Annotated in this window: 10 protein-coding genes; 5 read left to right on the top strand and 5 right to left on the bottom strand. The window is 70.9% G+C overall.

Annotated features, from left to right (window positions below; genetic code table 11):
• The first annotated feature begins 623 nt into the window (after positions 1-623).
• The gene (locus tag FDO65_RS15850) at positions 624-947 is read left to right on the top strand and encodes a DMT family transporter (RefSeq protein WP_137450613.1); all 324 of its coding nucleotides are present in this window, start codon (positions 624-626) and stop codon (positions 945-947) included.
• Positions 948-1,057: 110 nt separating this feature from the next.
• Here FDO65_RS15850 and FDO65_RS15845 read toward each other — a convergent pair whose 3' ends face one another.
• Complete coding sequence (locus tag FDO65_RS15845) at positions 1,058-2,788, bottom strand: PHA/PHB synthase family protein (protein WP_137450612.1); 1,731 nt, start codon at positions 2,786-2,788, stop codon at positions 1,058-1,060.
• Positions 2,789-3,083: 295 nt separating this feature from the next.
• Here FDO65_RS15845 and FDO65_RS15840 point away from each other — a divergent pair, with 295 nt between their 5' ends.
• Positions 3,084-4,154, top strand: a complete 1,071-nt coding sequence (locus FDO65_RS15840) for an alpha/beta fold hydrolase (RefSeq protein WP_137450611.1) — start codon at positions 3,084-3,086, stop codon at positions 4,152-4,154.
• Positions 4,151-5,014, top strand: a complete 864-nt coding sequence (locus FDO65_RS15835) for a shikimate dehydrogenase (RefSeq protein ID WP_137450610.1) — start codon at positions 4,151-4,153, stop codon at positions 5,012-5,014. Before FDO65_RS15840 ends, FDO65_RS15835 begins: the two co-directional genes overlap by 4 nt.
• Before the next feature lie 7 nt (positions 5,015-5,021).
• Here the strand turns inward: FDO65_RS15835 and FDO65_RS15830 are convergent, their stop codons facing one another.
• Both FDO65_RS15830 and FDO65_RS15825 read right to left on the bottom strand, forming a co-directional pair.
• A complete protein-coding gene (locus FDO65_RS15830; protein WP_137450609.1) occupies positions 5,022-5,885 on the bottom strand; it encodes a DUF333 domain-containing protein in 864 nt (287 codons plus the stop codon).
• A gap of 103 nt (positions 5,886-5,988) precedes the next feature.
• Entirely contained in the window at positions 5,989-8,085 is a 2,097-nt protein-coding gene (locus FDO65_RS15825; protein ID WP_137450712.1) for a PhoX family protein, read from the bottom strand.
• Positions 8,086-8,468: 383 nt separating this feature from the next.
• On the opposite strand from FDO65_RS15825, the gene FDO65_RS15820 reads away from it, so the two are divergent.
• Positions 8,469-9,623 carry a DUF5685 family protein gene (locus FDO65_RS15820; RefSeq protein WP_137450608.1) on the top strand — a complete coding sequence of 385 codons (1,155 nt, stop codon included), beginning with the start codon at positions 8,469-8,471 and terminating at the stop codon, positions 9,621-9,623.
• Positions 9,624-9,733: 110 nt separating this feature from the next.
• Positions 9,734-10,642, top strand: a complete 909-nt coding sequence (locus FDO65_RS15815; protein ID WP_166442214.1) for an alpha/beta hydrolase — start codon at positions 9,734-9,736, stop codon at positions 10,640-10,642.
• A gap of 69 nt (positions 10,643-10,711) precedes the next feature.
• Here FDO65_RS15815 and FDO65_RS15810 read toward each other — a convergent pair whose 3' ends face one another.
• On the bottom strand, positions 10,712-11,923 hold the full coding sequence (locus FDO65_RS15810) for a ribonucleotide-diphosphate reductase subunit beta (protein ID WP_137450606.1): 1,212 nt from the start codon (positions 11,921-11,923) through the stop codon (positions 10,712-10,714).
• A 47-nt stretch (positions 11,924-11,970) separates the two neighbouring features.
• Positions 11,971-14,868: a ribonucleoside-diphosphate reductase subunit alpha gene (locus FDO65_RS15805; RefSeq protein ID WP_137450605.1), complete on the bottom strand. Its 2,898-nt coding sequence runs from the start codon at positions 14,866-14,868 to the stop codon at positions 11,971-11,973.
• Between the last annotated feature and the right edge of the window lie 119 nt (positions 14,869-14,987).

Below are 14,987 nucleotides of genomic sequence, written 5' to 3'. Positions count from 1 at the left end.
ACAACCAACCACCCACCCCCAAAGGAGAAGGACCGGTCAGTCAACAAACCATAGAAAACATTATCCAGGCGTCAAAATGAGCTAGCTCACTTCAATACCAAAGGAATCCCAAAGACCAGACACAAAGTCTGGCCAACGGGGTAAAACATAAATTGGCACTGACTATCGGTACACTGTTGAGTTCTCAAGAAACGGACGCGCACACCTTGGAATTTCGCAATCCCGCGTTGGGCACTCGTACTACGTTACCCGATCCAGTTCGCAGTGTCAACTGCCTGTCTCGGACTCTTCCGGGGCCTGGCGGCTCCGTCCTCCTTGCGGAGGCACACTCTGTCGGCCGGAGTTCCGGCTGTGTGAGCGGGAGAGTGTCGCTGCCTTGTCCCTGTGGGGCTCGGCGGCGACAGGTGAAACATTACGGAAACGTTCTGAGCTTGGCAAATCGCCTGGTCAGGCCCGGTTTCGAGCCCCTGTGAGGCCCTCAGGGGCCTTCGTGACCCCCTCCTGTGGAGGTGCTGAACCTCGAAACGCCCATATCGGTCGCGGTCGTTGACCAGTGCTGTGACCGTGCGTCGTCGATACTGACTCTCCGTCGATGAGTTACCCGGGTAACGCGGAGGTTTGTCATGGTCTGGTGGTTTCTGGTCGGGGCGATCGTGTCGGAGGTCACCGCCACCGTCTCCCTCAAGCTGTCCGACGGTTTCTCCCGACTGCTGCCGTCGGTGCTGGTGGTGGTCGGCTACGGCGCCGCCTTCGTGCTGCTGGCCCTGGTGCTGAAACGCGGCATGCCCCTGGGGCTGGCGTACGGCATCTGGGCCGCAGCCGGTGTCGCGCTCGTCGCCCTCGTCGGCGCGATCTTCCTCGGCGAGGGGTTGTCCGGGATCCAGATCGTCGGTCTGGTGCTGGTGGCCGGCGGGGTCCTGGCCCTGGAACTGGGTGCCCAACACTGACCGGACTCTCGACCCGGAACCCAGCTGCACATCCGAGGCCGGAAACGACGAAACGGGTGGGTTCGACCTCTCGGCCGAACCCACCCGCTGTCGACGGACCGCACCTGTCGTCAGGAGCGCACGTACTCCCCCGGACCCTCGCCCAGCACCGGGTACTGCGCACTGCCCATCGCGGGCGGCGACACCAGGGCACCGGCGTTCTCGGACGACCAGCTCGCCCAGTCCTCCCACCACGTGGTGCTCTGCTTGGCGGCGGCCGCGCGCCACTCCTCCGGCGTCGCCGGCAGCTCGTCGGACTCGCCGACCAGGTACCAGGCCTTCGGGTTCGGCGGCGCGACGATCCCGGCGATGTGACCGCCACTGCCCAGTACGAACCGAACCGGGCCACTGATCAGATCGACCGTCCGGTACGCCGCCTGCCACGGGACGATGTGGTCGTTGATCGCACTGACCACGTACGTCGGCGACTTGATCACGCTGAGGTCGACGGTCACCCCGCCGATCTCCAGCTCGCCCTGAGCGAGCTTGTTCTGCACGTAGAAGTTGCGCAGGTAGAACGCGTGCATGGCCGCCGGCATCCGCGTGCTGTCGGAGTTCCAAGCGAGGATGTCGAACTTCGGCGGCTCCTGGCCCATCAACCAGTTGCTGACCACGTAGTTGAAGATCAGGTCGTTGGCCCGCAGCACGTCGAAGGTGCCGGCCATGGTCTCGCCCTCGAGGGTGCCCGCCTTGGTCATCTTCTTCTCGAGCCGGGCCACCGCCCGACGGTCGGTGAACGCCGACAACGCCCCCGGCTCGGAGTAGTCGAGCATCGTGTTCAGCAGGGTCAGCGAACCGATGCGATCGTCGCCCTCCTGGGAGAGCACCGCGGCGGTGATCGCCGTCATCGCGCCGCCGAGACACAGGCCGACGATGTCGATCGTGTCGGCCCCGGTGATCTCCTGGATCACGTCCAGCGCAGTGCGCGGACCGTAGATCAGGTAGTCGTCCATCGTCGTCCCGGACATCTCCTTGGACGGGTTCCGGTAGCTGATGGCGAAGACCGTCCGGCCGTGCTGCACGGCCCATTCGATGAAGCTGCGCCCGGGGGCGAGGTCCATCACGTAGTACTTGTTGATCCACGGCGGGCTGCACAGCAGCGGGGTCTCGTGGACCTCCTCGGTCTGCGGCTCGTACTGCAGCAGTTCCATCAACTCGTTGCGGTAGACGACCTTCGCCGGGGTGCAGGCCAGGTTGCGGCCGACCTCGAAGTCGCTGGCATCGACCTGTCGGGGACGGCCGTTGTTGTTCACCACGTCGTCCAGGAACTGCCGGGCGCCCTTGACCAGACTGGCGCCACCGGTGTCGAACGCCCGCTGCAGCGCCGCCGGGTTGCCGCCCAGGAAGTTCGTCGGGGCCAGCGCGTCGATCAGCAGGTCCGTCGCGAGGCGCGCCTTCTTGGCCGACTCCTCGTCCAGCGGGACCCCGTCGACGATCTCGCGGGCGAACCGCGACGAAGCCAGGTAGGCCTGACGCAAGGAGAAGTACGCCGGGTTGGACTCCCAGGCCGGGGCGGCGAAGCGCCGGTCCTTCGGATCCACCGGAACCGGCGGCTCCGCCGGCTTGCCCAACCACCGGGACACGGCCGCCAGCGGCGTCCGGGCCAGGTCGCCGGCCAGACTCAGTGCCGCCTTGGCCGGAACCGTCGGGTGGGTCAGTGAGGAACCGACCGCCTTGACCAGGGCCTCTCCGAATCCCGCCGAATCCAGATCCTCGAAGACACTCGACTCCGGGCCCAGCACCGCAGCCGCCCGTTCGGCGATCTCCGTCGGATCGGTCGGGAACGGCAGGGGCGCGGCCATGGTGGCTTCTCCTCAGGACGAGCGCCGGGACGACGGGCGCGATCGCGGTGTCGGGCGGAGCGCACCCATGGACATCGGGCGCATGTCGACTCTATCGAGCCCGACCCCGCCAACCCAGACCCCGGCGAGCGACGCCCGTCACTTCCCTTCCGTCCTCCCGCCCAGCGGAAGGACGGAAGGGAACGCGGTCGACCGGCCTGGTTAGGCTGCGGCGCGGTGGAAGTCGAGGGGGCAGCGGCGCCGTCCTGCGGTCCGCCGCGACCAGCGCTGACGTCCGACCGGAGACGAGGACCCGATGGCCACCACTGACGACGCGATCACGGTGCGGACCGTGGACACCTCACGCATCGGCGTCCAGGTCCACCACCGCACCCCGGACGCCGGGGATGCCGCCGGCGTCACCACCGTTCTCGTGCACGGCAACGTCTCGTCCAGCGTGTTCTTCCACCCTCTCTTACGGGCCCTGCCGACCGACGTTCCGGCCATGGCTGTCGACCTGCGCGGGTTCGGTGGCAGTGACCCCGCACCGGTGGACGCCACCCCCGGCCTGCGCGACTTCGCCGATGACGTCTGGGCCACGCTGGACGCCCTCGGTCTGGACCGGGTCCACCTCGTCGGCTGGTCCATGGGCGGCGGGGTGGTCCTGCAGATGCTGCTCGACGCCCCCGGTCGCGTGCACGCGCTCACCCTCGTCAACCCGGTGTCGCCCTACGGATTCGGCGGCACCGGACCGGACGGAGCCCCGGTCCATCCCGACGGGGCCGGGTCCGGCGCGGGCGGGGCGAATCCGCAGTTCGTCGCCGCCCTGGCGGCCGACGTCGGGACCGACCAGTCCGACCCGTTCTCGCCCCGCTCCGTGCTGCGGGCGTTCTACGTGGCCCCCGGCTGGCCCCACCAGGGCACGCCGCTGGAGGACGAACTCGTGGCGAGCATGCGGACGACGGTCACCGGCATGGACAACTACCCCGGTGACGCGGCCGCCTCGCCGCACTGGCCGACGCTCGCCCCCGGCCGCCGCGGAGTGCTGAACACCATGGCTCCGACCCACCTCGACCTGTCCGGTGTCGTCGACATCGCCCCCCGGCCCCCGGTCCTGTGGATCCGCGGCGAGGTGGACCAGATCGTGTCCGATGCGTCGATGTTCGACCTGGCCCAGCTCGGCCGGCTCGGAGCCGTCCCGGGCTACCCGGGCGTCGACGAGTTCCCACCGCAGCCGATGGTGGGCCAGACCCGCGCCGTGCTGGACCGGTACGCCGCGGCCGGCGGGCAGTACCGCGAGGTCGTGCTGCCGGGTGTCGGGCACTCCCCGCACATCGAACAGACACAGGTCGTCGCCGATCTGCTGGTCGGGCAGGCGCGGTCGTGACCGTCGCACGTCGGGCCGCCGTGCTCGGCAAGCCCATCGGCCATTCGCTGTCCCCGGTGTTGCACACCGCCGCCTACGCCGCATCGGGACTGACCGAGTGGTCCTACGACCGCCACGAGTGCGACACCGACGGGCTCGTCCCGTTCGTCGATGGTCTCGGCCCGGAGTGGGCCGGTCTGTCGTTGACCATGCCGCTCAAACACGCGGCACTGGACGTGGCGACCCGGGTCACCGAGCGGGCCGCGGCGGTCGGCGCGGCCAACACGCTGATCCCGGACGGCGGCGGGTGGCTGGCCGACAACACCGACGTCCACGGAGTGGTCGGGTCGCTCCGGGAGGCCGGGGTCACCACCGTTGGCCGGGCCGCCGTACTCGGCGCCGGAGGGACCGCACAGGCGGTGGTGGCCGCCCTGTCCGATCTCGGTGCGCCCGAGACCACGGTGCTGGTCCGCAATCTCGCCCGGGCTGCCGGGGTGCGGGCGACCGCGGAACGGCTCGGAGTGCCGATCACCGTCCTCGACGGGGTGCCGGACCGACCGATTCCCCCCGTCGACCTGGTGGTGTCCACGCTGCCCGGCCGCGCGGCCGACGCCTACGCGGGCACCGAGTGGGCGCCCCGCACCGTGCTGTTCGACGTGCTCTACGACCCGTGGCCGACCCGGCTGGCCGAATCGGCCGCGGCCGCGGGCTGCACCGTCATCAGTGGTCTGGACATGCTGCTGCACCAGGCAGTGGAGCAGGTACTGCTGATGACCGGTCGCCCCGGTCCGGTGGAGGCGATGCGGTCGGCCCTGCGCGCCGAGGTGGTCCGGCGTGGCCTGTCGCCGGACGCCCTGCGGCTGGCACCCGCGGAGCGGTAGGACCCGGTCAGGACGTCGGCGTGCTGGTGCTCGACGGGCTGGGCGACCCGGTGACTCCGACGGTCGGCTGCCCGATGGGGGTACCCACCGGGAAGACGCCGGGCAGCGGATCCGGGGGCTGATAGGTCATGACCTGCGTCAGGTCCAGCCCGCGGACCACGCCGCCGGCGTGGTAAGCTAGCCCCCACTCGTCGATGAACGACTCGTCCGGGAACACGCACAGGTTGACGACGACTTCGTCCGGGTCGTCCTTGTTCACCCAGCCGCCCCCACTGGCGCTGATCTCGCCGAACGTCGACGAACCGCCGAGCTTCGCGCAGTAGCCGGTGGCCGGATTGGCGCCTCCGCTGGAGGTCGGCACCGGCGGCCGGGACAGGTAGGCGAGACCGGCCAGCGTCGGTCGGGCCGAGGTGAGCGTGGCGAAATCGACGTAGATCCGGCTGCGGGCCTCGTCGTCGGCCTGGAAACGGCAGACCTGGGTGGTCCCGGCCAGCGGGAGCCACCCGGTCTGGTCGCCGTTGGTGCCGAAGGTCGCGTCGCGCGTCTGGACGTCGCCGCCCTTGCTCTCGCAGTACGCCGCGCCGCCGCCGTCGCCCCCGCCCGACGCGGCCGTGGCACTGGACGTGGGGCTGACGGGGATGCCCGACCGCGCCGTCGCCGCACTGGACGACAGGGCGGACGCGGCCGAGGACGGAGCCGCCGCGGACGACCCGGACGCCGCGGTCGAGGCCGACTCGACGCTCGCCCCACCCGAGGAACAGGCGGCCACCGCCAGGACGGTGCCGACGGCCAGCGCCGCCGCCGCGACGCGGATCGGCCCCCGACCCGCAGGTCCCACGATCCTCGGCGGCCGCTGTCCGGCTGTGGTCATGGCTCCCCCGTCCCCGACCCGGCGGGTCCGACCGCCAGCATGGCACCGGGGCCGGCCCGGCGCGCCCCGGGACACGACGGGTCCCGGGGCCGCGCACTGCGGATCAACTCGTGCGGTACACCTGCACGATCGACGGCCGCGGCCCGCGCCACGAGCCGGCGGGGGCCGACTGGCCGTCGGCGACATAGTCCGGGAAGTAGGAGTTCTGGGCGGCCCAGGTCCCGTCCTCGCCCGGGTGCTGGACGGCGACGTAGACCATGCCGTCCCGGTCGCGGACGACCGGCCCGCACGTCTCGGCCTCGGCCGGGACGGCGAGGAACTGCCGTACGTACCCGCGGTTGCGGCCGGTCAGCGGGACGTGGAACAGACCGTCGCTGTAGCCGATGCTGCTGGGCGCCCCGTCGGTGGCGATCCACAGGTCACCGCGGGAGTCGAAGGCGATGTTGTCCGGGCAGGAGATCGGGGACACCTGGTCGGCGGGGAACCCGGCGAAGTAGGTGTGCGGGTTGGTCTTCGGATCACCGCACACCAGCAGCAGCGACCAGCGGAACGTGGTGGCGCGCACGTCGTTCCGGTCCTCGGTGATCTCGACGATGTGCCCGTCGCGGTTCTCGTTGCGGGGGTTGACCTCGGTGGCGCCCTCGTTGCCGCTGGTACCGCGGCGGCTGTTGTTGGTGCAGACGACGTACACCTTGCCGGACTTCAGGCTGGGCTGGACGTCCTCGCAGCGGTCCATCTTGGTGGCGCCGACCGCATCGGCCGCGAGCCGGGTGTTGACCAGCGCCTGCTCGGCGGTGAAACCGGCGACCTTGCTGACGCCGTTGACGACCAGCGGCAGCCACTGGCCGGTGCCGTCGAACTTCCCGTCCGTCGGAAGCGTTCCGCTGCCGTCGATCTCGGCCGCCGGCGAGTTGCCACTGAACTTCGCGACGTACAGGCTGCCCTCGGAGAGCAGGGTCTTGTTGTGGGCGCGGGCGGCCTTGCCCTGGCCGGGCTTGACCTTCTTGCTGGACACGAACTTGTACAGGTAGTCGAAGCGCTCGTCGTCGCCCATGTAGGCGGCGACCTGCCCGCACGATCCGACGATGACGTTGGCACCCTCGTGCTTCAACCGGCCCATCGCGGTGTGCTTGACCGGCGCCTCCTTGGGCGAGAACGGGTCGAGCTCGACGATCCAGCCGAACCGGTTGGGTTCGTTGACGTAGCCCTCGGCGCGCGCGTCGAACCGCGGGTCGATGTTCTCCCAGCCGTAGGTGCTCTCCTTGTCGGCGAGCCCGTACCGCTTCTCGGCGGGCGAGGTGCCGGCGGCATGGAAGTAACCGTTGAAGTTCTCCTCGCCGGACAGCACCGTGCCCCACGGGGTGGTACCGCCCGAGCAGTTGCCGAAGGTGCCGAGCACGGTGCGACCAGCCGGGTCGTCCTTGGTCTTCAGGGACGCGGTACCGGCCGCGGCACCGTCCACGGAGAACGGCGTCGAGGCGGTGATGCGGCGGTTGTAGCCGCTGCCGACCACGGGACGCCAGGGCTGGCCGGCCTTCTCGCGGCGCAGGTGCACCACGGCCATGCCCTGGGCGGCCATCTCGACGGCCCGCTGCCGGTTCAGGACGGCGGGGTCGGACGTCTCCGAGAACATGATCCCCGGGTTGGTGTACTCGTGATTGCAGACCAGCAGGGCTTCCCGGCCGTCCTTGCCCGGCAGCATCAGCAGGTCGGTGTAGTCGTTGTTGTAGCCGAACTGCCGGGCCTGCCGCTGCGCGGTCTGGTTGTTCACGTCGAACGTCTCGGCCGGATCGAACAGCGGGTCGCCCCAGCGGATGATCGGCGACCAGGTCCAGCCCGGCGGCACGGTCAGGGCGTCGACGTCGGCGGGTACCGGGGCGATCGCGGTGAAGTCGATGCTGGCCCCAGCGGTGCTGCGGGCGGTCGCGGCCGTCGGGCCGGCATCGCCGGCGGCGGTGGCCGCGTCCGGCACGGCCGGGTCGGCCGCGGCCGCGGCCGGCAGCGCACCCAGCGCGGGCAGCACCAGGGTCAGCGCGCCGACTCCGGCGCCCTTGAGCATGGTGCGGCGGGTCAGGGCCGCGGAGACGACATCGCGGAAGTAGATGTTGTCGGTCTCGTTGGGGACCGGCTGGGTGCAGGCGTCGGCGCACTTGAGGTGACAGGTCACCGGGCTCCGCTTGCCCCGGGTGTGGCCGAGCATCGGCAGCAGGCGACGGCCCCCGGCCGTGGGATCGACGGACGAGTGATCGGACGGAGCAGCGGTCACCGGGTTCTCCTTCGGGGCAGGCGGCGTCCCCCTCGGACAGCGGGAGACCAGCGGACGGCGGCGGCCCGTCGCAGGTGAAAGCTATGAGAGCCGCCCGAGCGTGGCGTCGACGTGCGGTGACCCGTCGGTGAATGGTCCGTGACCGGATGGTGACGCAGTGCGGTTTCCCCTCACCACGACGGTGCACGGACCGTGCCCGGAGGGGTGGTGCACCCCGCTGCGGCGGCACGGGGGATGACACCGGTGCGGCCGACCCCCCTTCGGGTCGGGGGCTGTCACCCGCGCGGGACGCCGTCCCCGGTGGTCGACTGTCGCCCATGTTCGGACTGCTGCACACCTGTGGTCATGTGCTCGACGGCGAGTTGCTGGAGCGCTGGCGGGCGCACCTGTGCGGCCTGTGCCTGACCCTCCGCGACCGGCAGGGCCAGCCGGCCCGGGCGCTGACGAACACCGACGCCGTCGCGCTCGCCGTGCTGGTCAACGCCCAGAGCAGAGCGGCGGTGGCCACCCGCACCGCGGGCCCCTGCCCGCTGCGCGGCATGCGCCCCGCCCCGGTCGTGTGCAGCAGCAACGACGGGATGCGGCTGGCCGCGACCGCGTCCGTGACGCTGGCCGCCGCGAAAGCCCAGGACCGACGGGTGGAACGCGAGAACGACCTCGGCGCAACCGGTGTCGTGCAGCGGGGCGTCGACCGGGCGACGGCGCGCATGGCCCCGTCGCTGATCCGGCGGGCGCAACGGGACACCGAGATGGCGGAACGGATCGACCTGCACCGCACCGTGCGACAGCTCGCGGACCAGGGGCGGGGCGAACGGGCCGTCCGGGTCGGAGATCCGGTGCTGTCGGTCACCGGGCCCAGCGCGGCCGCCGCCGGTCGGATCTTCGCCGCGTCCGCCGGTCTCGCCGGTCGCCCGGAGAACGAGTCCAGTTTGCGGGCCGCGGGCGAGGCGTTCGGCGCGCTCGCCCACCTCCTGGACGCCGTGGAGGACCTCGACCGCGACCGGCGTACCGGTGCGTTCAACCCCATCCTGGCCACCGGCACCCCGATTCCGCTGGTGCGGCGGGACTGCGCCCGGCAGGTGCGGCGTCTCCGTCACCACCTGGGACGGCTGGACCTGGACCGCACGAGCCCGGACGCCCGCCTGGCGCTGCGACTGCTGGGCGACGGCACCCACCAGGCCGTGCACCGGACGTTCGATCGGGCCGCCGCCGGTCCGGGGTCACCGGACCGGACTTCGGGCGCCGGCTGGCCCACCGACCTCCCGCCACCGGTGCCGAAACCGCCGTCCCGGCCGCCGTTCTGGCCCAGGCTCCTGCCCTGGATCGGCGTCTACTGCACCGGCTACGCCTGCTGCGCCGAACACGAGAACCCGTGCACCGGCCAACGGCACCCACCCGCGTGCAGCGGCGGGGACGGGTGCGGGGACTGCGGGGATTGTTGCGACTGCTGCGACTGCGGATGCGACTGCTGACCGCGGGTCTGACCGGGCCTCCTTGGGGTGGTCGTCACCGGCAAGGCGGCGCCCAGCGATAGGGGACGGCCATGCTGCCGGGAGGCCATCGGAACACGGGGGGGGGCGACATGGTCAGTCCGCAGGCGGTCACCTGGTTCGAGGAACATCTCGCGCCGGGGTCGAACGCCCCACCGGCGGGTCCGTCACTGCCCGCCGACGTCCGGATCGAGACCGCCGGGGACATCGGCGACCCGGCCTTGACGGCCCGGTGGTTCGTGCCCGCGGCGGCGGACGTCGAGACGGTCATCGCGGTGGACGCCCCGTGGCCGGCTGCCGTGCTCTTCCTGCCCGGCTCGAAGGTCGCCGGCGGCGCGGACCCCTCCGCGTGGGCGGCCCAGTTGGCCGCGCGGAGCGGCGTCCGGGTGCTCCTGCCGTCGGGCGACGCCCCCGGCGGTCTGTCGTCCGCGGCAGTGCGCTGCTACCACTGGCTGCTCGCCGACGCCGGCTACTTCGGCGACCACCTCGCGATCGTCGCCGAGGGTGATGCGGCGGCGTCGGCGCTGGCCGTGCTCGGCGACCTGGCGCGGGCCGACCACGGCGGGGACGGCCCGGCGCTGCTGGTGCTGCTCTCGCCCTGGGTCGACGGCCAGGTGGCCGACCCGCTCGACCGGGACCGGGGCGAGATCTCCGCCCCCGATGCCACCGACCTGCGCCTCGGCGGCGACCTCGTCCACACGGTGTCGGGTCTGCGCCGACGGGCGCCGGAGATCCTGCCGACCGCCCCCGGGACCGCCACCGACATCGAGCTGTTCGCCGTGGGGCAGGTCATGGTCCACGTCGGCAGCGCCGAGATCCTCGTCGGCGACGCCCTGACCGCGGTCCGCGCGTTCGCGGGTCAGGACATCCCGGTGACCCTGCGGGTGTGGCCCTACCAGCAGCACGGATTCCACCGGCCGATCGGCAGTTTCCCCGAGGCCGACCTCCTCACCGACGACATCGCCGGCGCGGTCCGGGCCACCCTCCGGACGGCACCGTAGGCCGCCTGGAGGTCGGTCGGGGTCACTTCCACGGACGTCACCGTAGGGCGACCCGCACCGCGGTCACGGTCACTCCCAGGCGAGCCCCCCACCGGACTGGTACTCGATGACCCGGGTCTCGAAGAAGTTCTTCTCCTTCTTCAGGTCCATCATCTCGCTCATCCAGGGGAACGGGTTGTCGACCGCCGCGTAAAGCGGCTCGAGACCGATCTGGGCGCAGCGTCGGTTGGTGATGAACCGCATGTACTGCTCGCACTGGGCGGCCGTGAGGCCGAGCATCCCGGTCGGCATGGTGTCGCGACCGTAGGCGATTTCGAGTTCGCAGGCCCGGGCCAGCATCCCGCGGACCTCGGCCTGGAAATCGGTCGACCACAGGTGCGGGTTCTCGATCTTGATCTGGTTGATGACGTCGATGCCGAAGTTCAGGTGGATCGACTCGTCCCGCAGGATGTACTGGTACTGCTCGGCGATGCCGACCATCTTGTTGCGGCGGCCGAGCGACAGGATCTGCGCGAAACCCGTGTAGAACCACATGCCTTCGAAGATCACGTAGAACGCGACCAGGTCCCGGAGGAAGGCCTGGTCGGCCTCCGGGGTGCCGGTGCGGAACTCCGGATCCTCCAGCGACTGAGTGTACTGCAGCGCCCAGGCGTCCTTCTCGGTGATGGACGGCACCTCCCGGTACATGTTGAACAGCTCACCCTGGTCGAGCCCGAGCGAGGTGCAGATGTACTGGAACGTGTGCGTGTGCACGGCCTCCTCGAAGGCCTGCCGCAGCAGGTACTGGCGGCACTCCGGGTTGGTCAGCTGCCGGTAGACGGCCAGCACGATGTTGTTCGCCACCAGCGACTCCGCGGTGGCGAAAAAGCCGAGATTGCGCTTGAGCATGAGCCTTTCGGCGTCGGTCAACCCGTCCCGCGACTTCCACAGGGCGATATCGGCCTGCATCGACACCTCGGTCGGCATCCAGTGGTTGTTGCATCCGGCCAGGTACTTCTCCCAGGCCCAGGTGTACTTCAGCGGGAGCAGCTGATTGACGTCGGCGCGGGCGTTGATCATCGACTTGTCCGACACCGACACCCGGCCGCCGGTGCGGTCGATGTCGCCCAGACCGGTGGCCGACACCGCCCCCGGCGCAGCGACCGGGGCCGGCGCCGTGGGGGTGGACGGGGCGGGCGTCGGGCGCGGCTGGGTCGGGACGGCGGCGGGAGCTGGCGGGGCGACGGTGGCGGTGGCGGTGGAACCGGCCGGCTCGTCGAAGGTGGACCAGAAGTCCGTCATGAGGGGACCTTTCGAGAGTTCAGGGATCGACAGTGCAGGGCGGGCGGCTACTGGCAGGCCTCGCACTCGGGGTCCTCCAGGGAGCAGGCCGCCCCCGCGGGTGACGACGGCGCCGGCACCGCGACCGTGACCGGCACCGGCACCGGGGCCACCGTGGTCGGCGAGACGGCGTTCAGCTTGCCGTCGGTGCCCCGCAGGGTGGACTTCTCGACGTGGCTGGCCGACGTCGACCGCAGGTAGTAGGTGGTCTTGCAGCCGGTGGTCCAGGCCAACTGGTACAGCTCGTCCAGCTTGCGGCCGTTCGGGTCGGCGACGTAGAGGTTGAGCGACTGGGCCTGGTCGATCCACTTCTGCCGCCGGGACGCCGCGCGGATCAGCCAGCTGCCGTCGATCTCGAACGCGGTGGCGAACAGCGCCTGCAGGTCCGCCGGGATGCGGTCGATGGCCCGCAGCGACCCGTCGAAGTACTTCAGGTCGGCGACCATGACCTCGTCCCACAGACCCCGGTCCTTCAGGGCGGCGACGAGATACTCGTTGATGACGGTGAAGTCACCGGACATGTTCGCCTTGACGTACAGGTTCCGGTAGTTCGGCTCGATCGACGGGCTGACGCCGACGATGTTGCTGATCGTCGCCGTCGGTGCGATCGCCATGACGTTGGAGTTCCGCATCCCGACCGTCCGCACCCGCTCCCGCAGGCCGCCCCAGTCGAGCCGGGCGGTGGTGTCCTGGTCGAGATCGCCGCCGCGCGCCCGCGCCAGCAGGTCGATGGAATCCAGCGGCAGGATGCCCCGGCTCCACAGCGAACCGTCGAACGAGGCGTACCGCCCCCGTTCGGCGGCCAGCGCCGACGACGCCGAGATCGCCCAGTAGGACACGTGTTCCATCGAGACGTCGGCGAACTCGACGGCCTGCTCCGAGGCGTACGGCAGGCCGAGCCGGGAGAGCGCGTCGGCGAACCCCATCAGCCCCAGGCCGACCGGACGGTGCCGCAGGTTCGACCGTCGGGCCGACGGGATCGTGTACATGTTGATGTCGATGACGTTGTCGAGCATCCGCACGGCCGTCGTCACCGTGCGCCGCAGCCGCTCCACGTCGAGTTCCGCGTGCGCCCCCTCGCCGGCGATGTGTGCGGCCAGGTTCACCGAACCCAGGTTGCAGACCGCGGTCTCGGCGTCGGTTCCGGCGCTGGTGTTGAGGGTGATCTCGGTGCACAGGTTGGACGAGTGGACCACCCCGGCGTGCTGCTGCGGGGACCGCAGGTTGCACGGATCCTTGAAGGTGATCCACGGGTGGCCCGTCTCGAACAGGGCGGTCAGCATCCGTCGCCAGAGCGTCACCGCCGGCACCCGCCGGTGCACCCGCAGCTCGCCGCGATCCGCGGCGGCCTCGTACTCGGCGTACCGGGCGGCGAACGCCGGCCCGTAGAGGTCGTGCAGGTCCGGGGTCTCGTCCGGGGAGAACAGCGTCCAGTGGCCGCCGGACCGCACCCGGCGCAGGAACTCGTCCGGCACCCAGTGCGCGGTGTTCATGTCGTGGGTGCGGCGGCGGTCGTCACCGGTGTTCTTGCGGAGCTCCAGGAACTCCTCGATGTCGATGTGCCAGGTCTCGAGGTACGCGCACACCGCCCCCTTGCGCTTGCCGCCCTGGTTCACCGCGACGGCGGTGTCGTTGGCGATCTTCAGGAACGGGACCACCCCGGACGACAGCCCGTTGGTGCCCTTGATGTGGGCGCCGATCCCCCGCACCGGGGTCCAGTCGTTCCCCAGCCCGCCGGAGTACTTGGCCAGCAGGGCGTTGTCCTTGATGGACGAGAAGATGCCGTCCAGGTCGTCGTCCACGGTGGTCAGGAAGCACGAGGACAACTGCGGCCGGGTGGTCCCGGCGTTGAACAGCGTCGGCGTCGAGCACATGAAGTCGAACGAGGACAGCAGCCGGTAGAACTCGATCGCCCGCCCCTCCCGGTCGATCTCCCGCAACGCTATGCCCATCGCCACCCGCATGAAGAACGCCTGCGGCAGTTCGTATCTCGTCCCGTGCTCGTGCAGGAAGTAGCGGTCGTAGAGGGTCTGCAGACCGAGCAGGGTGAAGTCGTTGTCCCGCTGACCGTCCAGGGCGGCCCCGATCCGCTCGAGGTCGAATTCGGCCAGAACCGGGTCCAGCTGACCGAGTTCCACACCGCGGCGGACGTACGCCGCGAAATAGTCGGCGTACCGGTCGGTCATCTCGACGGCACTGGCGCCGTCCGGCGTGCCGGCCACCGCGGTCAACGCCTCCGACCGCAGGGCATCGGCCAGCAGGCGGGCGGCCACCCGGGAGTACCCGGGCTCGGTCTCGACCAGCGCCCGGGCGGCCAGCACGGTCGCCGACGCCAGCTCGGAGGCGGTGATGCCGTCGTACACGGTGCGGTCCAACTCGGCCAGCACCGCCTCGGGGGCCACGTCGGCCAGCCCGGCGCACGCCTCCGTCACCGATCGGCGCAGCCGGACCCGGTCCAGCGGAGCCGCGGTGCCGTCGGCGGCGACCACCGAGATGCTCGGCCCACCCGTCGGTTCGGCCGGCGTCGACCGCCGGGCCCGGCGATGCTCCTCCCGGTACAGGATGTAGGCGCGGGCGACGTCGGCGAAGCCGCCGCGCATCAGCGCCAGCTCGACCTGGTCCTGGATGTCCTCCAGGTCGATCGGCCGGGCCGGGGATCCGAATCGGCGGGCCAGGGTGGCGGTCACCTCGCCGGTCACGGTGGACACCTGGTCGCGCAGCCGCGACGACCGGCCGGCGGACTCGCCCTGGACGGCCAGGAACGCCTTCGTCACGGCGACCGCGATGCGACCGGTATCGAACTCGGCCAGGCTGCCGTCCCGGCGCACCACCCGCATGTCGGCGGCCGTCGGCGCCACGGGCACGGGATCGGTGTCGACCGGGAGGGGGGTCAGGGTGCTCGTCATGCTCTCTCCTCGCGAGCCATCGGAAGCCGATGACCTCGTCGGGAGGAAAGCGCAGCACCGGGACGACGGGCCACGCAGCGCGCGCCGACCACCCCGATTCCGCAGCCACCCTCCCACGG

Source organism: Nakamurella flava, assembly GCF_005298075.1.
Classification (GTDB): domain Bacteria; phylum Actinomycetota; class Actinomycetes; order Mycobacteriales; family Nakamurellaceae; genus Nakamurella; species Nakamurella flava.
Note: the sequence above shows the minus strand (reverse complement) of the source record. Positions and strands in the feature narration are given on the sequence as shown.